Here is a 22,517-nt window from a genome sequence, read left to right on the forward strand (position 1 = left end):
AAATCGGGGTTTAATAAGCTGATTTATGAGTAAAACCATTCACAATAGTCATGAAAATGATCTTCAAATCAAACCATAAAGACCAGTGGTTAATGTAGTAAAGGTCATAGTCTACGCGAGCCTTCATTTTTTCTAGCGTATCTGTCTCCCCACGCAATCCATTGACCTGTGCCCAGCCTGTGATTCCAGGCTTTACTTTATGACGCAACATATAACCGTTAATTAATTTTCGATAATGTTCATTATGAGAAACTGCGTGTGGTCGTGGACCAACAATAGACATGGACCCTTGCAAAACATTCATAAACTGTGGGAGTTCATCAAGTGATGTTCTCCGTAAGAATTTACCAACAACTGTTACGCGGCTATCATTTTTTCGTGCTTGTATAACGACTGCACCATCATCTTGTGTAGTCATGGTTCTAAACTTTAGAACTTGTATGACTTCCCCATTTAAGCCATAGCGACGTTGTTTAAATAGTATTGGTCCCGGGGAACTTATTCTTACTGCGATAGAAATCAATAGTAGCAAAGGGGAGATGAGAACCAAGATAAGAATGGATAGCAAAGTATCTTCTAGCTTCTTAATTAACCATCTAGCACCATAAAATGGATGATCATTAATGGTGATGATGGGCATATTGCCCAAGGTAATCCATTGAGACCCTAGCAAGTCTGCTAAAAATACATTTGGCGTTAAATAGACTGAGGCAGTAGAGTCCGCAAGAGCATTGATGGCCTGAATAATTTCTTCTTGTTGGTTATCTGTGTAGCACAAGAAAACATAATCAATCGATTTACTTTGGACATCCTCTAGAAGATTATTTAGCCCTTGATAGTTCCCAAAGTGAGTTAGACCCATCCAAGGAAGATTATTTATTTTGGAAAGAAGTTGCTCAGCAGTTTTGGAGTCTCCCAAAATTGCATATGAACGCGTGTTACTTCCTTTGCTACGCAATCTACGCAATAGGATGTAAATAAATAACCGTTCAATCACCAGAAGGAGTGGGGTAAGAACTAACCAGCCGCCAATAGTGAGTCGTGAAAAAGTTGCTGAAGATTTGGTAATGAAGGCAAGAAATATTAGCGAAATGGCAACCAATATCCAGGTACTTAAAATTTTGGTAGAAATGGAGCCGTAAGACTCAAGCCTGGAGGAACGATAAAGTGATCTGACTTCAGCTATTAAGAAGTAAAAAATAATACCGAGTAAAGCGGTATATTGGTAAATATCTAGATTTTGAATGCCGTAGATCATGCATAGTATCTGCAATGTACCCCATATCAATAGAGTATCTAGTAAGCGATTTAAGTTGGATAACTCAGAGCTATAGGGGCGCAATAAACCAGAATTACTGGATGCATTCATTTTCATGGCGAAATTTAAATTACTAGGCAATCTTGTTCTAAATCTAGGTTTCACAATAATAGCCGTAAATTATCATTTGGAGGGCTTTTCTCAGGATTGTGAGTCTTTGTTGATGATGTAAATATTTCAATCATTACAAGGTCTTATGAGAAAATCGTTGGCTAATGGCCGACTTTGAGATATGTAATTTAAAAAGCCGGTTTTAAGTAAAGTGCCAATGAAAATTACAGAATACTTTCGCTACCTAAGTCTTAAGCCATTTGACATTGAGTCTGAGGCCGGTAGGGCTCATGAGCGCTATAGATTGGCGCTGCTTACCGCTATCAGTAGTCTATGTAGCAAGGGCATCATGATGTTAGTCATGCTTGTTTCCGTAAGAATTTCTCTTCCCCACTTGGGTGTCGATAGGTTCGGAGTCTGGATGACTATTGCAAGTTTGGTAGGCCTATTAAATTTTCTTGATTTTGGCATTGGCAATGCCTTGACTAACAGGGTGGCTTTATATGCTGCTCCAGCAAATGCAAAGCATTTGAGAAAATGTGTTGGTGCGAGCTTATTCATCTTAGGCGTTGCCTCGGTAATCATCCTTTTTGTTTTATACCCTTTTGCATACTATCTTCCATGGCAAACGATACTAAAACTGCCAACTCAAGCGTTGTATGAGGAGACGCAGTCGGCCATGAAGCTCTTTGCCATTCTTTTTGCCTGTAATATTTTTACGAGCGGAATTAATAAAGTTTTTTTTGGATTGCAACAGGGTTATTGGGCCAATATTGCCAGTGCAGTTGGTTCGGTGCTGTCTTTAGTTTTGATATGGCTGGCGGTACGCTCGGAGGGGGGTATCTCGACTTTATTGTTGGCCAGCATGACGGGAGGGTTGATTGCTAGCCTTGGCTTATTAGTTCTTTTGGTTATCCGCAATCAAGTGGAATTTGTTGCGCCAGCCGAAAGTTTTCGATTGGAGTCTCATTACTTATTGAGGGTTGGTGGAAGCTTCTTTTTTTTGCAAATTGGCGGCATTGTAGTTTTTGGGGCAGATAGTCTTATTGTTGCTAACGCATTAGGCGTAGCGGTTGTAGCTATCTATAGCGTATTACAGAGATTATTTCAATTTGTGACTCAACCATTCTCGGTTATCAATTCTGGGTTATGGCCAGCTTATGCTAATGCTCATGCACATGACGATAAAGCATTTATTGCATCGACCCTGAGGCGGTCTATGATGATTACAGTCGGTGGGGGGCTCATGCTAAGTGGAGTGCTGATTGTGCTTGGGAAGCCTATTATTGCCTGGTGGACCCATGGGGAAATCGCTGTTTCATACGCATTGCTTATCTCATTTGGCTTATGGGCTGCTTGCGATTCTAGCGCTAATGCTTTTTCAATGTTCTTGAATGGCGTGTCCCTAATGAGGCCTCAGATCAAGGGTCTTGCGGCTTTAATATTGATTGGTATGCCCCTGAAGATATATTTATTAAATGAATATGGTTTAGTGGCAATGATGCTCGGATTTACAATGTTCTTTGTAGCAAATATTTTATTTTGGATTGGGATCGTATACAGAGAGACCATTACCAGTTTTTTTCATGAAAAGAGATCCATATGATTGAAATTCCAGTCTACCAACCATCGCTATCTGGAAATGAAAAGAAATATGTGTTGGACTGTCTAGAGTCGACATGGATATCCTCTAAAGGCGCTTATTTAAGTAAATTTGAAGATGCATTTGCTCAAAAGATTAATGTAAAGCATGCCACTGCCGTTTCAAATGGAACGGTTGCCTTGCATCTCGCTTTGCTTGCATTGGGGGTAGGCCCTGGTGATGAGGTCATTGTTCCGACTCTAACTTATATAGCTTCTGTGAATGCAATCCGCTACGTTGGTGCCACCCCTATTTTTGTCGATTCACTGAGGGACACATGGCAGGCCGATCCCGCTGATATTGAAAAAAAGATTACCTCTAAGACTAAGGCAATTCTGCTGGTGCATCTATATGGTCATCCATGCAATATGGATGAGGTGATGCGTATCGCCAAGCAGCATGGTGTTTATGTTATTGAAGATGCTGCAGAAGCATTTGGGTCAAAGTATCGTGATGTATGTGTCGGCGCTATTGGAGATATCGCAACTTTCAGCTTCTTTGGCAATAAAACCATCACCACTGGCGAGGGGGGAATGGTTGTGACCAATGATCAGACTTTAATTGACAGGGTAAAACACCTTAAGGGGCAGGGGCTCGCAACTCACAGGCAATATTGGCATGATGTTGTTGGATACAACTATCGCATGACTAATATTTGTGCAGCAATTGGTTTGGCTCAGCTTGAGCAGGCAGATCAGTTCATTGAGCAAAAACGAAATGTAGCTAATTTATATAAAAAATACTTAAAAGATCTTCCGGTTGAAATTCAAGAAGAAGCGCCCGATGTCTTTCACACTTATTGGATGTTCTCGATTCTGGTTGCGGATGCGAAAATACGAGATCAGTTAAGGGATTATTTGCTAGAAAGAGGCATTGAAACCCGACCTTTGTTCTATCCCGTACATACAATGCCAATGTATAGCACTCCATTTCAGTCGCACAAAGTTGCAGAGGATTTAGGATGGCGCGGCATAAATCTTCCAAGCTATCCAGGCCTTCAAGAGAGTCAGATCATTAAGGTATGTGATTGCATTAAAACCTTTTTGGGCAAAAGACAAAATAATCTGTATCGCAATAGAGCTGAGATTGCAGCCGTTCCCATTAGGTGCAATAAACAAAATTGAAAATGCGCAATTTATGAAAATAGGAATCTTAAGTCAGGGCTTTACTGGCTGGGGTGGCGGGATTGATTTCATTCGATATATGCTCTCCTATTTGGATGAGGAGCAAAAGACCAATCCAGATCTTCATAAGACTTTATTTTTGCCCAAAGATAATTTTTTAGAAAAACTAAAAAAGATAAGCTATCCAGTTCGCAATCTATTGAAGCAGTTCAAGAAAAGAAGAGCGCTGCGATGGGAAAAGAGGCCGGGATTTTCAAGTGGGTATCTGCAAAATACCTATAAAGTATTCTCCAGCAGTACCGATATCGTTCTGGCTGGATCAAACTTCAATGCACAATTGAGGTCAGCTATCTCCGAAGGATCGGATGTGGTATTTCCATGCATGGATGTACCGGATAAAAGTTTCTCGTTACCGTGGGTAGGCTATTTATTTGATTTTCAGCATCGTTATTACCCAGAATTTTTCTCAAAAGATGAAATTCAGTCTCGTAATGATGCTTTTGCGAAGATGTTATTTGATGCGCAGCATATCGTTGTGAATGGACGCGCTGTCATTAATGATGCAAAGATGTTTTATCCGGAGCATACAGCTAAACTTCATGCGCTGCCTTTTTGTCCCTGTCCTATGCCTCATTGGCTTGATGTTCAATTGGATGTCAGGGGTAAGTATGAAATTACCCAGCCTTACTTCTTAATTTGCAATCAATTCTGGAAGCATAAGGATCACAGAACTGCATTCTTGGCTTTTAAGGAATACTACGATAGAGGCGGTGATGCACTCTTAATATGCACAGGGTCTACCGATGACTTTCGCTTCCCTAAATATTTTCAAGAAATAAATCATTTAATTAATGAGCTAAATCTAACTAAAAAAATAAAAATACTTGGCCATATCCCTAAAGATGATCAAATTTCTCTGATGAAAAATGCTCTTTCAGTAATTCAGCCCACTTTATTTGAAGGTGGTCCAGGTGGTGGTGCATCATATGAAGCAATCTCATTGGGCATTCCCGTAATTGCTTCGGATATACCAATCAATAAAGAAATGAACTGCGGGGAGCTTACTTTCTTTGCTGCTGGTAACCCCATGGAGCTGGCAAAGATCATGTTAGAGCGTGGCGAAGTTCCTTCTGCACGATCTGATAATGCGACTTTGCTCGCTCAGGGCCTGGAGCGCAGAAAGAATGCCGGCAGAGTTTTATACAATGTTTTTTTGGAAGCAATCAAGGATAAGCGAGCAAATTGATGATGTTCTCATCACCTAAAAGATTGGCCTTAGCCGTGCTGCTTAAGGTTTGCGTTTTTTGGTAAATTATGATTAACCTTGATTGGTGATTATTTAGGTGTGTGACGGTCATGGCAAGAAGCAGTAAGTAAAAACTCTTTTAAGTAAAGCTTCATACACTTAGAATGTAATGAGTCGCAAATACAAGATAAGGCAATACTAAAGATGCAAGGAAAAGCTAGCCCCAACAGCGAACACCACTTACGCCCTCTTGTTATATTGGGCGCAGGAGTACATGCGGTCAGTGTTGCCAATGTTGCCCTATCGGCAGGTTATGAAATTGAGTGTTTTGTGGATAGGAATAAAAAAGGTTCTAATTTATTGGGCTATAGCATCATTGATAAATTGGATGAACTGAATATTCTGGACGGATTTAGCTTTGCAATTGCAGTTGGAGACAATGCCTTACGCGAAAGAATATATAAAGAGTTGCTTTCAGAGGCGAGCGATCTTCATTTTCCATCTCTAGTGCACTCCTCAGCAGTCATCTCATTTTTTGCTGAAATTGGAGAAGGTGTAGTTGTCATGCCAAAGGCTGTGATAGGCCCTAATTCAAAAGTAGGGAGGTTTTGTTTAATTAATACCCAAGCCTCTATAGATCATGATTGCGTAATGCTAGATTATTCTTCTATAGCGCCTGCAGTATCCACTGGCGGGGGCGTGACAATTGGATTGCGTTCAGCAGTATCTATTGGTGCAACCATTAAGCACGGCGTAAAAATAGGTGATGATTGTGTTGTTGGTGCCAGTAGCTACCTCAATAAAGACTTGGCAAGCAATCAAGTTGCTTATGGAATACCTGCAAAGCCAGTCAGAATGCGCAGTATTGGCGATGAGTACTTAAAATAAGTACAAAGATTCATTATAAATTTATGACCTATCGTTTTATAGATTCTTTTGTGGTCTTATCTCACTGGAGTTATGATGCGCGCCTCTGAGCTGGAATGTTGACCTTTTATCAATATTAATCTGCGTAATAATTAAGATCTATTAATATGTTTAGCAGTAAAGATTAATTTTGTGAGTGGACGTTAACGGCCGCTGTTACATTTGAAATTCACAAATTACAGGATTCAAAATTAAGCTAAATCTCCACCTAGTTGGCATCCAAGTAACCTGTTTTGCCATCCTCTATGCTATCTGGGTTTTGCCTGGGACTATTGCATTGCGTAATACATGTTTAGGTATTGGAGCCTTACTGAGCATCTATCCCATTTGTACGTCACGCCACCTTTTTCTACAAAAAAGAGTATTGCCTATTTGGTTGCTTATCGCCCTTTTCGGATGGGTAATTTTTCACTTCTTGTTCTTGAGCCAAGATCCTGCTGCTCAGATTGCTGAATTAAACAGTATTTGGAAAAGGGTAGCTATTGGTGTGATATTTGCTATTGGTATGGGGCTGTCAATCTCACGCTTAGCTAATTCAAATCAATCTAACGAAAAGAATAAGTCTTGCTTGAAAGCTTGTTGGATCATTTTTTATATTGGCTTGCTTGCCCCAACGCTAATCTACATAGTCAAACTCTTGATAACTTCCTATAGCTCTAGATTTGGCATTGTTATTCCAACAGTGATGCAAATGTATATTGGACCTAACGCTCCCTATGTTGCCAAAACTGCATACGTGGCTTTTTGCTTGCCTGTTTTTGCGGTAGCTTTGGGTTCTCTATTGAGAAATATCTCAGCTTATCGATGGTTATCCTTATCAAATTTAGTCTACTTAGCTACTCTACCAACGGTAATGACCGTTTTTTATTTTGAAAATATTAAAAATGGCATTGCTTATGCATTACTTTTGCTGGTGTTTTTTTTATTGCTAATATTCAAAACAGGATCTAAGGGCAGTTGGATGCCAAAAATTTTCCTAAGTATCTTGTTGTTAGGTGCTTCTTTATCGTTTTTGAGCGCCCATCTTCAAGGCAATGAATCTTGGAAAACTTTTCAATTGGATGCAAAAGTTGCTTTAAACACAACCCAAAATCAACAGTGGAAATACAACGGTGAAAAAGGTTATCCTTTAAATGATCAAGGAGCCGTGGTTTCGATCACGAACTATGAGCGTATAGCCTGGGCCAAAGAAGGAGCCCGCTCCATTCTGGACTACCCCCTTGGTTTTGGTTTAGTGGAGCGATCTTTTGGCCATATAGCTAAATTGCAATGGCCGGATTCTAAATTGCATCAATCCCATAGCGGCTGGATAGATCTCACCTTAGGAATTGGGATACCGGGAACTGCGCTTATTTTGGTTGCAATGTTGATGCTTATATTCCAAATGGGATACCCATCTATGGGTGTATTGCAATGGACTCAGGCGACTCGGTGGGTGTTACTTTCCCTTTTATTAATGTGGTGCACCACAGAAATCAGCCAAAAACTCTATGTTGAGAATCTTTTGTTTTGGCTGGCATTGGGCGCGGGGTTGATCGCTAATTCCTTGGAGGCCAAAATGAGTGGTGGCACAAATTACCGATAGGCAATCTCTCCTGAAGAGGGAAATGATTTGCAGTAAAAGAATGAGTTACTTAAATAAAAGCCATTTTGGGGTTTGAAAGCTGATAATTTTTTTGTACAGCCATAAATAGACTGTGAAATAAATTATAAAAGCCCCGATTAGCATTCCAGTTTTATCCCACCACAATATCGCTGGTACTAACGTTATTAAGTTGATGATCCATAAATAGGGTGCCGCTTTTGAGTTTTTGCCGATGAATTTATTTTCAGTTTTTAGCGCATGGGAATGCAAGATGCGTCGATAAATAAGCGAATGAAGATGAAGTCGATCTGCATCCATTGCAGAAGAATTTTTATAGAAGGATCTTCTATAAATTGTGAAAAGAGTTTCAGTTACAGGATATGCGTTAATTAGTAATGCAAACCATGGAGAGACTTGCGTATGTTTGTAAGATAAACAGATGCTCAGTATTGCAATCCAAAATCCAATGAGGTATGCACCCCCATCCCCTAGAAAAATATGACCTCTTGGATAATTGAGGATGAAAAAACCAAGAATGGCGGCCAATAGAACTAGACTCAAAAATAGAAGCGTAGTGTCACCTAATCTATACGCTAAATACGCTAAACACGAGGCTGCAAGCATTCCAGTCATGCTGGATAAGCCATTTAATCCATCAATAATATTGTAGGAATTAGTCAGCCCAGTAATGGCAAATACAGTGATGGCAATAGTTAAGCCAGGAAATGAGAGCAGATAATCAATTCCCGCTATGTCAATGCTGGAAATTTTTAAATCTAAAAAGTAGCTGGCTAAGCAAGCGGAAATTGCAACTGCCATTAAGCGTATTCTCACGCCTACTTTTTTGGAGATATCTTCGGATAAACCAATTGCAAATGGGATGCTTGCGATTAGGGGTAGTTGCCATGTAATTGATTCGTAGGGGGTACTAATGATGTGCAGCGTTAATCCAGCAATTAATCCAAAAAATATGCCTATTCCCCCAACCCTTGGAATGGTAACTAAATGGAGTTTTTGAATCCCTGCATCCGCCATGTCCCCAGAATGATTTTCGTGACTCAGTCTAGAGTGAATAATCAAAAACGTAAGAAATAAAGAGGCTATAAAGGCAGTTAATAAGCTAGACATCTTTTCATTCTAATATTAACGATAGCTTTGATAGGGAAACCAGCAGGCTAGATATCGACGATTTTGGGGTCAAACAAAACCAATGCCTTTTCAAGGGGGTGATAGCAAACGGTATTAGCGCTTCTATCCGTCTAAATTAGAGATATTTAGAGGAGTTATGTGCGAAAACGTACATATTTACCCCCCCAATCGTTATAATTGGTATATATAAATAGGGTTAAGTCTCTTGGGAGTGGTTTTGTTGTCAATAAATTGGTCAAAATTGGGTAGAAATTAGTGTAAATGATTGATTTTATTGAGAAAAATCTCGATTTAAGCGCAACTTCTCATGCCCCTTTGGTGGCTATATTGCTCTGCACCTATAACGGGGCACGGTTTTTGGCTGAGCAGCTCGATTCTTTGGAAAGCCAGACCCATCAAAATTGGGTTGTTTTCGCTAGTGATGATGGCTCTACCGACCAAACCCTAGAAATCCTGCAGCAATATCAGGCTAAATGGCCATCTGGGAAATTGACTATTCGCAGTGGCCCTCAAAAAGGTTTTTGCCAGAATTTTTTATCTTTAGCCTGTGATTCAAAAATTAAAGCCGATTACTACGCATTTTGTGATCAGGACGATGTTTGGTTGCCTGAGAAATTATCTACAGCGCTAAACAATATTATTTTTAATCAAGATTCCCGTCTGCCTTATTTGTATTGCGGGCGCACTAGGTACGTAAATGAGAATCTAAAGCCCTGCGGTATGTCACCACAGTTTGTTTTTCCACCAAGCTTTAGAAATGCCTTGGTGCAAAGTATTGCTGGTGGCAACACGATGGTGTTTAACCAATCAGCAAAAATGCTAATTACAAAAGTTGGCGCAGTAGATGTGCCATCCCATGACTGGTGGCTATATCAGTTAATCACCGGTGTTGAGGGTGATGTGTTTTATGATCGTAAAGCATATGTGCTTTACCGTCAGCATGAATTTGCTTTGGTTGGCGGCAATAATTCATTCCCAGCAAAGATGGAAAGAATTTGGATGCTATTACAAGGGCGATTCCAAAGGTGGAATACAAAAAACATTGAAGCGCTAAAAAAGGTAAATCACTTGCTTGTTAAAAATCATCAAGAGATTCTGAGAATGTTTGAATTACTAAGAGGTGCTAGGTTGCGTGATCGGTTACGCTTGATGGGGGTATGTGGACTATATCGTCAAACACGCCGCGGAACGTTTAGTTTATTTTTAGCAGCTTTAATTAAAAAAATATAGATAAGAAATTAAAGATTGCTATGACTCAGATGTCAAATCCTCATAAAGCGCAGCCTACTTCACTGAAAGCTTTAGTAGCGAGCTTAGTTAAGAATCGTCAGCTGGTTTATCAGATGACAAAGCGCGAAGTTATTGGGCGCTACAAGGGCTCAGTCTTTGGGTTGGCATGGTCTTTTTTTAATCCGATTGTAATGCTCATTATTTATACATTCGTCTTTTCAGTAGTCTTCAAGGCCCGCTGGGGCGCAAATAGTTCAGATAGCAAAACTGAGTTTGCATTGATACTTTTTGTAGGTTTAATCATCTTCAACCTTTTTGCAGAGGTAATCAATCGAGCTCCTGGATTGATTTTGAATAACGTCAATTATGTGAAAAAGGTAGTATTTCCACTAGAAATATTACCAGTCATTAGTTTTGGAGTAGTGCTTTTTCATGCGTGTATTAGTGTTGCAGTAATGCTTTTCGCTTTTTTGTTGCTGAACGGATTTATAAATTGGACGGCAATTTTTCTACCAATAGTGTTGCTTCCATTCGCACTCTTAATATTGGGGATTTCTTGGTTTATTGCATCGCTTGGAGTATTTGCTCGAGATATAGGGCAAGCGATTGGCGTATTCACAACGCTAATCATGTTTTTATCTCCAGTTTTTTACCCTACTGCCGCTTTACCTAGACAGTTTCAGTTTTGGATATTGTTAAATCCCGTCAGTTTTATTATTGAGCAGGCTAGGGCAGTACTGTTTTTTGGGCAAATTCCAGATTGGCTTGGTCTTAGCCTGTATTTTATATTCGCCGCAATTGTAATGTTACTGGGATTTGCATGGTTTCAGAAAACGAGGAAAGGATTTGCAGATGTCCTCTAATGAAATAGTAATTCAGGTAACTGATTTAAGTAAACGATACGAAATTTATGATCGCGCAGGCGACAGATTAAAGCAATTTATTTTTCCAAAGCTAGCTAAGTTATTGGGAAGCTCGAAAAATAATTACTATAGAGATTTTTGGGCACTACAAGATCTATCGATTGCAGTTCAAAAAGGTGAAACTGTTGGAATTATTGGCAGAAATGGATCGGGGAAGTCTACTCTTCTTCAAATTATTTGTGGAACCTTAAGTCCCACTCATGGTGTAGTAAAGGTAAATGGAAGGGTTGCTGCTCTATTGGAGCTAGGATCTGGTTTTAATCTTGAATTTACGGGCAGAGAGAATGTTTATTTAAATGCGGCTGTACTTGGTTTGACGGCAGAGCAGATAGCCAAGCGTTTTAGCGCAATCGAGGAATTTGCTGATATTGGAGAATTTATTGACCAGCCAGTTAAAACATACTCGAGTGGAATGATGGTTAGGCTAGCTTTTTCGGTAATCGTACATGTTGATGCCGATATTCTAGTAATCGACGAAGCTTTAGCTGTTGGGGATGCCTTCTTCTCTCAAAAGTGTATGCGCTTTTTGAGAGAATTTAAAAAGTCTGGTTCAATAATTTTTGTAAGCCATGACATTTCAGCCGTTAAAAGTTTTTGCGATAAGGTATTGTGGATTGAAAAAGGTAAGATGCTTCAATTAGCATCACCAAAGACAGTATGCGAATCTTATTTAGAGGCTTTTTATGAGGCTCAGCAGGGCAGTAGCACATCTACAAAATTGAAATCAACTACTGCAAAAAATATTTTTTCAAATCCAGTTAAGGATCAGCGTTTAGATTTTATAAATACATCAAATCTCAGAAATGATCTAGAGATCTTTAAATTTGATTCTGCAGCGTCTTCCTTTGGAACGGGAGAAGCTAAGATTACAGATGTAATCTTGCTAGATGCAGGCGGGCATGCTCTTAGTTGGATTGTTGGGGGCGAGGAAGTTACCCTTAGAATCACTGCGCAGGCAATTAATAACATTAGCATGCCTATAGTTGGATTTTCTATAGTTGATAGACTGGGGCAAAACTTGTTTGGTGATAATACGTTCTTGACTTATCGAGATCACCCATTGTGTCTAGATGCGGGGGAAGTTGTCACTGCGGAATTTAAATTTAATATCCCTCTACTGCCGTCTGGGAGTTATTCTATAAATACCGCCATTGCCAGCGGTGTTCAGAGCGATCATCGACAGTTGGATTGGGTCCATGATGCGATTATTTTTCAGTCTCACTCAAGTAGCGTTTGCACTGGCCTAATGGGAATTCCAATGCTAGACATAAATATGAATATTGTTAAAGGGCGTTAGGATCTATAAATGCATCGCTCTGCAAAGATGTTGGGAAACCTTTTTTTTCAAACTTATTGCCTGAATAGGGGTCCTCTGGTGGTTCTGGATATTGGATCGCAGGATATAAATGGCTCTTTAAAAAATGAATTGCCGGATGAGATTAAATATATCGGGGTTGATTTTTCTGGGGGGAATAATGTAGACGTCGTCCTCGAGGATCCATACATTCTGCCTTTTGAATCCAACAGTATTGACGCACTGGTATGCAGTTCTGTATTTGAGCACTCTGATTTTTATTGGGTGCTGTTTTTGGAGTTGGTGCGCATCATAAAACCTGGGGGACTAATTTATATAAATGCACCTTCAAATGGATATATTCACAGATACCCGGTTGATAGCTGGAGATTTTATCCAGATGCTGGTCACTCATTAGCTTTGTGGGCTACTCGTAATGGCTATGATATAAAGCTATTGGAATCGTTCATCCATGGAAAAATTAGATCTGCTGGTGAAGAGGGTGAGTGGAATGATTTTGTTGCAATTTTTGTTAAAGGCTCATCTAATGCAAATACATTTGATAAAAGAATATTAGACTCCATAGTAGATTATTCAAATGCTTATTGTGATAAAAATACTATAGCTAAAAATGACAGTTTTTATCCAGAAGATTTACAAATCACTAAGAGATTAAATATTGTTGAACTAGATTTAGTTCAGCGCAATAACCAAATAAGCGAACTAGAGCAATCACTAAGAGATACAAGTGCAGATTTAGTTCAGCGCAATAACCAAATAAGCGAACTAGAGCAATCACTAAGAGATACAAGTGCAGATTTAGTTCAGCGCAATAACCAAATAAGCGAACTAGAGCAATCACTAAGAGATACAAGTGTAGATTTAGTTCAGCGCAACAACCAAATAAGCGAACTAGAGCAATCACTAAGAGATACAAGTGTAGATTTAGTTCAGCGCAACAACCAAATAAGCGAACTAGAGCAATCACTAAGAGATACAAGTGTAGATTTAGTTCAGCGCAACAACCAAATAAGCGAACTAGAGCAATCACTAAGAGATACAAGTGCAGATTTAGTTCAGCGCAATAACCAAATAAGCGAACTAGAAAAACATTACACCATTGAGATAAAAAAGGTGGAAATGATGTTTAAAAACTCTAGAAGTATGCGTTTCACTAAACCCTTGAGAGTGCTTGGTGATTTTTATAGAAGTATTTTTAGCGCAAAAGAACTAAAAGTTAAGAATAGTTCTTTTATCGATGAGTCACGTTATATATTTTTGCAATTGAGAAAATCTTTAACTAACTATGGGCTGCATGATACTCTGAGAAAAATATTTAATAAATTAAAGAAGGTCAAGACTTCTAAAATAGCATTTAAAAATACGAATAAATTAATTTCAAATTTAAAATATCAATTACCAGTTATTGACTTTGACCCGTTAAGTGAAGAATTTTCCTCATATCAGGTAAATAAAAAAATTGATCCAAAAGTCAAAGCCATTGCCTTTTATTTGCCTCAGTTTCATCCATTTCCAGAGAATGATGAATGGTGGGGAAAGGGCTTTACAGAGTGGACAAATGTCTGTAAAGCAACAGCTAAATTTATAGGTCACAATCAACCACATCGACCGATACATTTAGGGTATTACGATTTGCGAGTTGAGGCGATCATGGAAGAGCAGGCAAAGATTGCTCAAGAATATGGGGTATACGGATTTAGCTACTATTTTTATTGGTTTTCAGGAAAAGTATTAATGGAGTTGCCTCTTATTAATATGCTCAATAATAAGAAAATTGATATTCCATTTTGTCTTACATGGGCAAATGAGAACTGGAGCAGAAGATGGGATGGGCAAGAAAATGAAATCTTAATATCGCAAAATCATTCGCTTGAAGATTCTGAAAATTTTATAAGATATCTTATAAAGTATTTTAAGGATGATAGATATATAAAGATTGAAAATAAACCCGTTCTTATTGTTTATAGGGCTAATATAATCCCAAATATTATTGATATAACCAAATTATGGAATAATATTCTTATAGAAAATGGATTTTCAGGTATTTACTTAATAGCAGCTCAAACATTTGGCATTCGAGACCCTAGACCGCTGGGCTTTGATGCGGCAGTTGAATTCCCGCCCCATACAATTATTTCTGAAGAAATATCTTCAAATATACAAGGTTTAAATAAAGATTTTGAGGGTAATGTATATTGCTATAATCAGATTGTTAATAATGAGGTAAAGAAATTAGAGCCAGAATATAAACAATATAGAGCGGCTATGTTGTCTTGGGATAATACTGCAAGAAGGAAAAATAACAGCCATATTATGGCTAATTTTAGTATTAGACGCTATAAGCAATGGCTTTCAAATATAGCAAGTTGTACAAAAAATTCTATCAGGCTAAATGAAAATGAAAAATTTATATTTATAAACGCATGGAATGAATGGGCCGAGGGAACACATTTGGAGCCAGATACTAAATATGGTTTTAAATATTTACAAGCGACTTATGACATCCTTAAAAATTATATAAATCCTGAGCATGCTGAAATCATTAGAGAATCACAAGAGAATAGCATTGCCATTGTTGTGCATATTCATTACATGGATACGTGGGAAGATATTAAAAAAATAATTAAAAAGATATTATCCGTACATGATTCTGACATCTATATAACAATCACCAATCTTGAGCAATATCAAAGTATTAAAAATGATTTTCCTTCGGCGAATATTGAGTTGGTTGAGAATCGAGGAAGAGATATTCTGCCCTTCATAAATGTACTAAAAAAAATAATACATAAAAATTATGTTGCTATATGCAAAATTCATTCAAAGAAATCAGAATATAGATCTGATGGAGAAGTTATTAGGAAAGAGCTTTATTTTTCACTTATTAATAATGAGATAACTTTAGAGAAAATACCGAAATTTTTTGAAGTTAATAAAAAATTAGGCATGCTAGTGCCTGGGAAATACTTTTTGCAACATAACGATATAAATATGTACTTTAATCGTGAAAACATTTCCAAAGTATGCTCAGTGATAGGTGTAAATTTTAAGGAAAGTAAATTTCCTGCGGGGTCAATGTTTTGGGCTAGGCCAGCAGCACTTCAAAAATTACTAAAACTGGAGTCTGGAGAGTTGTTTGATGTTGAGGAAGGCTTGGCTGACGGAACGGTAGCACATGCAGTTGAAAGGCTGTTTGGACTAGTTTCAGAATCAAGCGGCTTTTACAACATAGATTTATAGATAAAAAACTTAGACTGGAAGGCGGAAATGAGGGAATTTATTAATTATACCGATCAAAAATGGCTTGAAATGCTTTTAAAGTCAGTATCAAGCACCTGTGTTGATGGAATTAAATTCCCATCTTTTCCAAGCCATGAAATACAAAGCCAATTTGTTGGATCATCCTTCCAGGCAAGCCTTTCTGAGGCGAACCAGTTCTATTCGCTACTTAAAAAGTGCTTAATAAAAGAAAATTTAAAAATTAATGACGAGACTAAGGCGCTTGATTTTGGTTGTGGTTGGGGAAGATTTATGCGATTTTTTCGTAAAGACATATCGCTTAATAATCTCTATGGAGTGGATATTGATCCATCTATCCTTGAGGTATGTAGGTCGACGGGGGTTGAGGGCATCTTATCTAAAATTTCCAATTTCGAACAATTGAAATTTTCTGAGAATTTTTTTGACATAACTATAGCCTACTCAGTATTTACCCATCTTCCTGAAAATGTTCACCTATTTTGGATGCGAGAGCTGGCAAGAGTTTCTAAGAGTGGCTCTTTATTTATCCTAACGCTTGAGCCATTAAGATTTTTAGAATTTATACAATCCATAGATGAAAATAATCCTGATTCTGGTTGGCATGCAGGTTTAGTAAGGTTCAAAAAAGAAATTCCATCTTTTATTGATAGGTTCAAAAAAGGTGAGTTTGTTTACCTACCAACTGGTGGTGGCGATTACAGGGGGGCTGATATATATGGTGATGCAGTAGTTTCAAAAGAGTACATTGAAAATAATTGGAGTGAATACTTTGAAATAATTGATTACATTGATGAGCCGCAGAAGTTCTGGCAAGCAGTTTTAGTTGTTAAAAGAAAATGATATTAGATAATAAGACCCCATCTTATGTATTAATTATATTGATTTCACTTGCATTTTTTTTAGTACTTCTGCCTTTAGGCAGGCCCTATCCCTATGCTGACGACTGGATGTATGTATATCAACTAAGCGATTTAAATCAAGCGCTAATGAAGTCACTATTTTTACCACATAATGAACACTATATCCCCCTTCAAAATTTAATACATCTAGCCCTATTGAAAATAAGTGGTTTGGATTTTCGAATTTTAATTGGCTTTAATGTGCTATGTTCAGCCTTAGTATCCTTTCTATGGATCAATATATTAGATGACTCAAGTGATAATAAAGAGGGTTACTTACCATTTTGTATTGTTCCATTGATATCAATGGGTTGGGGTTTTAATACTGTTTACTGGGGCTTTAATTTTCAGTTTATTTCAGGAATTCTATTTATGTCCTGCTCTTTATACTACTGGGTTAAATCAATTCGAAATAATGATCTCTATTGCCATCAAATTTTTATTTTTTTGCTTCTCTGTGCCCTTTGTGGGGGAAATGGCCTAATTGAATCACTATTTATTGGAGCTGGAATTTTAATAGCAATAATTATTTTTAAAAGAAAATTTTTAAAATCAAAATCAAATTTAATAATAATTATTTTATGGTTTTCGACTATTTTATTACTAACTGGAGCGACTTGGCTAAATTCAATAAACAATCAAGGCCATCATGGTGCATTACTGGAAGTTTTAAAATTTTATAATGGCTTGACTGGTTCATGGCTCGGAATTTTTGGGTCCAGGCTAACCAAGTTCGAATCCTTATTTATGATATTTCTTTCCCTAGCCCCAATATTTTATTGTGGATATGGATTGGCTAATCAATTTAGTAAAAATCAAATAAATAAAATATCTCTTTATTCTTACTCAATTCTTCTTGTATCTACACAGACAATAATTTTATGCTTTGTTATAAGCATTTCAAGGGCATCCATGCAGCCTTGGTGGGCAGGGCTAGAATTACATTATGGTTATTTATTTATAACAATTCCATTTGCAGGGATTTATATGCTGTTGAAATTAAAAAATAAATATTTGAAAAACAGTATTTCCTTTGCATCATTTATGATTTTTTTATTAATATTTGTAAGTAACGCAGCTTGGCGCATTGCGGCTGCTAGAGCTGAAAATCATCAATTCATTATGGCTGTAGGTGCGATCATGTCATCCGAGCCCTCGAATACCGTAGCTGAAAATTTTATTAAAGAATTTTATTGGGGATCCGGAGGTGCAGAGATCAACTCTGTTTCTTTGGGATTGGATCAGCTTAGAAAACATGGAATTTGGTTGAAAAATTAATTTTCTAATTTTTGTCGATGGAGAAACATTATGAATTTAAACAAATTGCCAGAAATTCCTTGGTACATGGATCTCGGTGCAAAGGCTCGTAATTTGTATAGGGATTGTCCATTGGACATTAAAAATGAGATTTCATTTTTTTTAGACCATGGATATGTCGTTCTCAAAAATTCACTTCCACCAGAAAGAATAGAGAGTGCGCGAAATGCATTCTATAGGCATAAAAAAAAATATGCCAATATTTACGCTCGTCACGCAGATGTCAATGGATTGCAAAGGCGTATTGTGAATTTGCATATGGCCTTGTATGAATTTCAGGACATCTTTTCCCTGAACACTCGAGCATTAAAAATACAAGATTATTTATTCCAGTCGCCATCAACTTGCTTCACAAGCTTAACATTTGAATCTGGTTCTGAACAAAGCATTCACCGTGATTCACCTTACTTTACAACAACCCCGGAATATTATTATTTGGGGGTTTGGGTTGCGCTAGAAAGGGTTGATCATCTTAATGGTGCATTAGAAATTTATGATGGGGGGCATCTTGTTCATGAGGTGGATCGTTTCGAAATATTTGAAAGGTATTACAAATATGGTGATCAAATTGATCAAATGGATCCACGTTTGTGGGCTGATTATCAGCAGGCAACAATTGAATCTTGTATTGCTAAAGGCCTTGAGAAGAAAATTGTGCCGATGGAGCCTGGTGACACTCTGATATGGCATCCCCACCTTCCTCATGGAGGAAGTGCTATATCCAGTCAAGGTAGGTCTAGATTGAGTATTGTTAATCATGTTGTGCCATCAGGTGTTCCCGTATCCGGTCTCAATGTATTTTATAGAAACTCAAATCCACCTGATTCCGTAAATTATGGCTATATGAATCATGCTGATAGGAATTTTCTAATTCATAAAAATGTAGAATTTCAACATGCAGATCCTCAGCCGGCTAATGAATTTCGAAATTAGTCCCTATTTCTAATTTGTCAAATTTTTAATGTGCGTGGGCACTAGTAAATTTACTCGAAGGCTATTTATTAATAAAAAAATTATTCTTCCTGGCGGTGCAGGCCTTGTGGGTCAAAACTTAGTGGCGCGATTGATTGCTAGGGGTTATTCCACAATTATTGTTATTGATAAACATGGGGCAAATCTTGAAATTCTTAAAGATATGCATCCAGAAGTTCTCGTTGAGCGTGCTGATATTTCTCAAAAAGGTAATTGGCAACGCCATTTTGTTGGCGCTGATGTGGTGGTGATGCTTCAGGCTCAAATTGGTGGACTCTTTTATCAAGATTTTATTGACAATAATGTTTCGTCAACTTCACTTATTTTGGATTTAGTTAAATTAAATAATATTCCATCTCTTGTACATATAAGTTCTTCGGTAGTTGAGTCTATTGCCGATGATTTCTACACTCGTAGCAAAATTAAACAAGAGAATATTGTTCTACAAAGTGGCATTTCTTGCCCAATCTTACGTCCAACAATAATGTATGGGTGGTTTGATAGAAAGCATTTGGGTTGGCTTGCTCGGTTGATGCAAAAGATTCCTATTTTTCCAATTCCAGGCAATGGAAAATTTATGCGTCAGCCATTATATGTTGGTGATTTCTGCGATGTCATCATTAGTTGTATAGAAAATAAAATTCCATCAGGCATTTTTAATATCTCAGGACATCAGAAAATTAATTACATCGATATGATTCGAATAATTAAAAAAACCATAGGTGCTAAAACTGCTATTTTAAAAATCCCTTATGGTCTTTTTTATGGATTACTTTGGGTATGGGCGTTATTCGATAAAAATCCACCATTTACAACTCAGCAATTGCAAGCATTGGTTGCTAAAGACGAATTCGAGGTAACTAACTGGCCAGAAACTTTTGGCGTTTCATATACGCCTTTTGAAAAAGCGATTGAAGAAACATTCAATCACCCGGTATATAGCAAAGTAGTGCTCGAATTTTAAGGGAATTAGCGTGGGAAAAAAAGTTGCAGTTTTGGGTGCTGGCCCTATGGGTCTAGCGGTAGCTTATCAATTAGCTAGAGATGGTCATCATCCTATAGTTTATGAAGCCGATGATCGTATTGGCGGTATGACTGCGGCGTTCGATTTTTCCGGCCTTAGGATTGAGCGTTACTATCATTTTCACTGCATATCTGACCATGCTTTTTTAAAAGTGCTAGATGAGTTGGGTTTGAGTGAAAAAATGCGTTGGATCCCCACGAAAATGGGGTATTGGTATTTAAATCAATTGCAGGATTGGGGAAATCCTGTGGCATTACTTAAATTTCGCGGTCTGAGCTTTATTGCTAAATTTCGCTATGGCTTGCATGCATTCATATCTACTAAGCGTGATGATTGGAAGCCTTTGGATAAAGGCAATGCTGTGCAGTGGATCCAGCGATGGGTAGGCCCAGAAGCTTACGAGGTTTTATGGCGCAGATTATTTGATTACAAATTTTATGAGTACACAAGTAATCTCTCGGCAGCTTGGATATGGAGTCGCATACGCCGTATTGGACGCTCACGCTACAGTCTATTTAAAGAAAAACTTGGCTATCTTGAGGGTGGTTCGGATACTCTTTTACATGGTATGCAGTTTGATATTAAAAAGAACGGTGGGGAAGTGTTTCTAAAAACGCCGGTAACTAAAGTTGTCATTGAAAATGATAGTGTGAAGGGTATTCAGACCCCAAATGGTTTTGAACAATTTGATACCGTTATTAGTACGATCCCGCTCCCTTTTATACCAAGGGTAATTCCAGACTTACCAAGTAAAATTTTGACGCAATTTAAAAATGTTAAAAATATTGCGGTTGTTTGTGTAATCGTGAAATTAAGTAAGCCTTTAACCGAGTATTTTTGGCTCAATATAAATGACCCTGAAATGGATATACCCGGCATAGTGGAATACTCTAATTTGCGTCCGTTAGAGTATTCGATTGTGTATGTGCCGTTTTATATGCCAGGAGAGCACCCAAAGTTTGCTCAGCCTGATGAGGTATTTCTTGGAAAGGTAAAAAAATATTTCAAGAAAATCAATCCCAAGCTTACAGATGATGATTATTTAGATATTCGGGCCAGTCGATATCGCTTTGCACAGCCAATTGGGGTGCCGGGCTATTTAGAAACTATCCCTAATGCTAAGCTTCCAATTAATGGTCTTTGGGTTGCGGATACTTCCTACTACTACCCTGAAGATCGGGGAATTTCTGAGAGTATAGATTTCGGTCGAAAAATGGCTCAGGATGCTGTCAGGTGATCCACCAATTTTTTTCAAAGCAATTTATTAGTTTTTTAATTACTGGTGGAATTGCAGCTACCGTTAATTTTTTATCACGCATCTTTTATAACCAGTACTGTAGTTTTTCTAGTGCTGTTATTTTCGCTTATCTAACTGGCATGGTTTCAGCGTTTGTACTAGCAAGGCTATTCGTTTTTAAATCAACTAGTCAATCTCTTAAACGTTCTGCAGTTTTTTTTACTTTGGTGAACGTGATAGCCGCATTGCAGACTTGGATTATCAGCATGGGATTTAATTATTACGTTTTACCTGCATTTGGTGTTGACCAATATGCTGCTGAAATTGCAAGCGCTATTGGGATAGCCTTTCCTGTATTCACAAGCTATTTGGGTCATAAACGTTGGTCATTTAAATAAGCCATTTATGAAAATCGGTAAGGTAGCATTAGGAGTTCTTTTGCAATAATTTGGTTCTCGGTGCTTACTGTTTTTATTTGTATGGGAATTTTAGAAATGCTGAATTTAAAGGTTAGCAAACCCAATCTTTGAGTTAGATCATGACGACTCTAGATGTTCATCTTGTTAAAAATGAGACTTGGAAGATGTCGTATGACCATCATAATTAGCCACCATTTAGCAGGTGCATAAATTACCGCTTTCTTGGATTCAATTCCTGCAGTTATAGTTTTGGCGACTTCTTCTGGCGTCGCAAATTTCTCGCTACCTTTCATCGCCGCAGTCATAGGTGTATTGGTTGGGCCTGGTTTAATGAGTGAGACATTAACCCCAGTTCCTGCAAAGCGGTGTTGTAATCCTTGCGCGTATCTCGTCACTAGACCTTTCGCGGCTCCATAAACATAGTTTGATTTACGTCCGCGATCGCCTGCAACAGAACCAATAATGGCAATAGAGCCTTGATTTAGTTTGGTCATATGTTGGGCAAAGGCTTCTGCATAGAGCACTGGGGAAATTCCATTAATTTCTAAGGTGCTGTAATTTAACCCTAAATTACTCTGACAATCCTGTTGCTCTGGAAGCGTTCCGTGTGCAATTAAGGCAATATCGATTGGTTGAAATGTAAATAGAGCATCAACTGTATTTTGAATGGCAGTTGGGTCGATAAAATCAGTCACCACTATTTCTATTTTTGTGTTTTGTGATCTCACTAGCAAGTCAGCGGCGACTATCTCTAATTTTCGCTGATCCCTACCAACCAAAATTAATTCTACTGAACCTTGTTGTGCCCATATTCTTGCGCAATGCTCAGCTATAGATGAAGTAGCCCCAATAATGGCAATTCGTTTTGTATTGTTCAA

The 22,517-nt window shown here is 37.9% G+C and carries 18 protein-coding genes; 15 read left to right on the plus strand and 3 right to left on the minus strand.

Translation table 11 applies throughout. The features are described from left to right. Positions 1-10 precede the first annotated feature (10 nt). Positions 11-1,375, minus strand: coding sequence for an undecaprenyl-phosphate glucose phosphotransferase (locus PNUC_RS01630; protein ID WP_011902156.1), 1,365 nt, complete (start codon positions 1,373-1,375; stop codon positions 11-13). Positions 1,376-1,586: 211 nt separating this feature from the next. Between PNUC_RS01630 and PNUC_RS01635 the strand changes: the two genes are divergently transcribed. The 5 genes from PNUC_RS01635 to PNUC_RS01655 all read left to right on the plus strand — a co-directional run bounded on the left by PNUC_RS01635 (position 1,587) and on the right by PNUC_RS01655 (position 7,893). Next, positions 1,587-2,975, plus strand: a complete 1,389-nt coding sequence (locus PNUC_RS01635; RefSeq protein WP_048812044.1) for a lipopolysaccharide biosynthesis protein — start codon at positions 1,587-1,589, stop codon at positions 2,973-2,975. Further along, positions 2,972-4,135 carry a DegT/DnrJ/EryC1/StrS family aminotransferase gene (locus tag PNUC_RS01640; protein WP_011902158.1) on the plus strand — a complete coding sequence of 388 codons (1,164 nt, stop codon included), beginning with the start codon at positions 2,972-2,974 and terminating at the stop codon, positions 4,133-4,135. The genes PNUC_RS01635 and PNUC_RS01640 overlap by 4 nt, the downstream gene beginning before the upstream one ends. Positions 4,136-4,148: 13 nt before the next feature. Beyond that, on the plus strand, positions 4,149-5,381 hold the full coding sequence (locus PNUC_RS10940) for a glycosyltransferase (RefSeq protein WP_011902159.1): 1,233 nt from the start codon (positions 4,149-4,151) through the stop codon (positions 5,379-5,381). Between the two features lie 204 nt (positions 5,382-5,585). Beyond that, a complete protein-coding gene (locus PNUC_RS01650) occupies positions 5,586-6,269 on the plus strand; it encodes an acetyltransferase (protein ID WP_011902160.1) in 684 nt (227 codons plus the stop codon). 460 nt (positions 6,270-6,729) lie between these two features. After that, positions 6,730-7,893 carry a hypothetical protein gene (locus PNUC_RS01655; RefSeq protein ID WP_143070016.1) on the plus strand — a complete coding sequence of 388 codons (1,164 nt, stop codon included), beginning with the start codon at positions 6,730-6,732 and terminating at the stop codon, positions 7,891-7,893. Between the two features lie 45 nt (positions 7,894-7,938). Here PNUC_RS01655 and PNUC_RS01660 read toward each other — a convergent pair whose 3' ends face one another. Further along, positions 7,939-9,021: an MraY family glycosyltransferase gene (locus PNUC_RS01660; protein WP_011902162.1), complete on the minus strand. Its 1,083-nt coding sequence runs from the start codon at positions 9,019-9,021 to the stop codon at positions 7,939-7,941. A gap of 282 nt (positions 9,022-9,303) precedes the next feature. Here PNUC_RS01660 and PNUC_RS01665 point away from each other — a divergent pair, with 282 nt between their 5' ends. From PNUC_RS01665 to PNUC_RS01710, 10 genes are read left to right on the plus strand one after another with little or no spacing between them, the layout of a single operon-like run. Then, positions 9,304-10,272 carry a glycosyltransferase family 2 protein gene (locus PNUC_RS01665; protein ID WP_011902163.1) on the plus strand — a complete coding sequence of 323 codons (969 nt, stop codon included), beginning with the start codon at positions 9,304-9,306 and terminating at the stop codon, positions 10,270-10,272. A 20-nt stretch (positions 10,273-10,292) separates the two neighbouring features. Beyond that, positions 10,293-11,135 (plus strand): ABC transporter permease, encoded by an 843-nt coding sequence (locus PNUC_RS01670; protein ID WP_011902164.1) that lies wholly within the window; start codon positions 10,293-10,295, stop codon positions 11,133-11,135. Continuing rightward, positions 11,125-12,492, plus strand: coding sequence for an ABC transporter ATP-binding protein (locus PNUC_RS01675; RefSeq protein WP_011902165.1), 1,368 nt, complete (start codon positions 11,125-11,127; stop codon positions 12,490-12,492). The genes PNUC_RS01670 and PNUC_RS01675 overlap by 11 nt, the downstream gene beginning before the upstream one ends. Positions 12,493-12,501: 9 nt before the next feature. Next, positions 12,502-15,750 (plus strand): glycoside hydrolase family 99-like domain-containing protein, encoded by a 3,249-nt coding sequence (locus PNUC_RS01680; RefSeq protein WP_011902166.1) that lies wholly within the window; start codon positions 12,502-12,504, stop codon positions 15,748-15,750. A 27-nt stretch (positions 15,751-15,777) separates the two neighbouring features. Further along, positions 15,778-16,611 carry a class I SAM-dependent methyltransferase gene (locus PNUC_RS01685; protein WP_011902167.1) on the plus strand — a complete coding sequence of 278 codons (834 nt, stop codon included), beginning with the start codon at positions 15,778-15,780 and terminating at the stop codon, positions 16,609-16,611. Continuing rightward, complete coding sequence (locus PNUC_RS01690) at positions 16,608-17,948, plus strand: hypothetical protein (protein ID WP_011902168.1); 1,341 nt, start codon at positions 16,608-16,610, stop codon at positions 17,946-17,948. The genes PNUC_RS01685 and PNUC_RS01690 overlap by 4 nt, the downstream gene beginning before the upstream one ends. Before the next feature lie 30 nt (positions 17,949-17,978). After that, positions 17,979-18,920, plus strand: a complete 942-nt coding sequence (locus PNUC_RS01695) for a phytanoyl-CoA dioxygenase family protein (protein WP_011902169.1) — start codon at positions 17,979-17,981, stop codon at positions 18,918-18,920. 28 nt (positions 18,921-18,948) lie between these two features. Beyond that, positions 18,949-19,923: an NAD-dependent epimerase/dehydratase family protein gene (locus tag PNUC_RS01700; RefSeq protein WP_011902170.1), complete on the plus strand. Its 975-nt coding sequence runs from the start codon at positions 18,949-18,951 to the stop codon at positions 19,921-19,923. A 10-nt stretch (positions 19,924-19,933) separates the two neighbouring features. Then, positions 19,934-21,220, plus strand: a complete 1,287-nt coding sequence (locus tag PNUC_RS01705; RefSeq protein WP_011902171.1) for an NAD(P)/FAD-dependent oxidoreductase — start codon at positions 19,934-19,936, stop codon at positions 21,218-21,220. Further along, positions 21,217-21,618, plus strand: a complete 402-nt coding sequence (locus PNUC_RS01710; RefSeq protein WP_011902172.1) for a GtrA family protein — start codon at positions 21,217-21,219, stop codon at positions 21,616-21,618. Before PNUC_RS01705 ends, PNUC_RS01710 begins: the two co-directional genes overlap by 4 nt. Before the next feature lie 149 nt (positions 21,619-21,767). Here the strand turns inward: PNUC_RS01710 and PNUC_RS01715 are convergent, their stop codons facing one another. Continuing rightward, complete coding sequence (locus PNUC_RS01715) at positions 21,768-22,517, minus strand: SDR family NAD(P)-dependent oxidoreductase (protein ID WP_011902173.1); 750 nt, start codon at positions 22,515-22,517, stop codon at positions 21,768-21,770.

It is taken from the genome of Polynucleobacter asymbioticus QLW-P1DMWA-1 (assembly GCF_000016345.1).
GTDB classification, from domain to species: Bacteria; Pseudomonadota; Gammaproteobacteria; order Burkholderiales; family Burkholderiaceae; genus Polynucleobacter; species Polynucleobacter asymbioticus.

Bases quoted from the DNA above. Each gene is read 5' to 3' on its own strand.
- PNUC_RS01630 (WP_011902156.1), bottom strand. From the start codon at position 1,375: ATGAAAATGAATGCATCCAGTAATTCTGGTTTATTGCGCCCCTATAGC.
- PNUC_RS01635 (WP_048812044.1), top strand. From the start codon at position 1,587: ATGAAAATTACAGAATACTTTCGCTACCTAAGTCTTAAGCCATTTGAC.
- PNUC_RS01640 (WP_011902158.1), top strand. From the start codon at position 2,972: ATGATTGAAATTCCAGTCTACCAACCATCGCTATCTGGAAATGAAAAG.
- PNUC_RS10940 (WP_011902159.1), top strand. From the start codon at position 4,149: ATGAAAATAGGAATCTTAAGTCAGGGCTTTACTGGCTGGGGTGGCGGG.
- PNUC_RS01650 (WP_011902160.1), top strand. From the start codon at position 5,586: ATGCAAGGAAAAGCTAGCCCCAACAGCGAACACCACTTACGCCCTCTT.
- PNUC_RS01660 (WP_011902162.1), bottom strand. From the start codon at position 9,021: ATGTCTAGCTTATTAACTGCCTTTATAGCCTCTTTATTTCTTACGTTT.
- PNUC_RS01665 (WP_011902163.1), top strand. From the start codon at position 9,304: ATGATTGATTTTATTGAGAAAAATCTCGATTTAAGCGCAACTTCTCAT.
- PNUC_RS01670 (WP_011902164.1), top strand. From the start codon at position 10,293: ATGACTCAGATGTCAAATCCTCATAAAGCGCAGCCTACTTCACTGAAA.
- PNUC_RS01675 (WP_011902165.1), top strand. From the start codon at position 11,125: ATGTCCTCTAATGAAATAGTAATTCAGGTAACTGATTTAAGTAAACGA.
- PNUC_RS01680 (WP_011902166.1), top strand. From the start codon at position 12,502: ATGCATCGCTCTGCAAAGATGTTGGGAAACCTTTTTTTTCAAACTTAT.
- PNUC_RS01685 (WP_011902167.1), top strand. From the start codon at position 15,778: ATGAGGGAATTTATTAATTATACCGATCAAAAATGGCTTGAAATGCTT.
- PNUC_RS01690 (WP_011902168.1), top strand. From the start codon at position 16,608: ATGATATTAGATAATAAGACCCCATCTTATGTATTAATTATATTGATT.
- PNUC_RS01695 (WP_011902169.1), top strand. From the start codon at position 17,979: ATGAATTTAAACAAATTGCCAGAAATTCCTTGGTACATGGATCTCGGT.
- PNUC_RS01700 (WP_011902170.1), top strand. From the start codon at position 18,949: ATGTGCGTGGGCACTAGTAAATTTACTCGAAGGCTATTTATTAATAAA.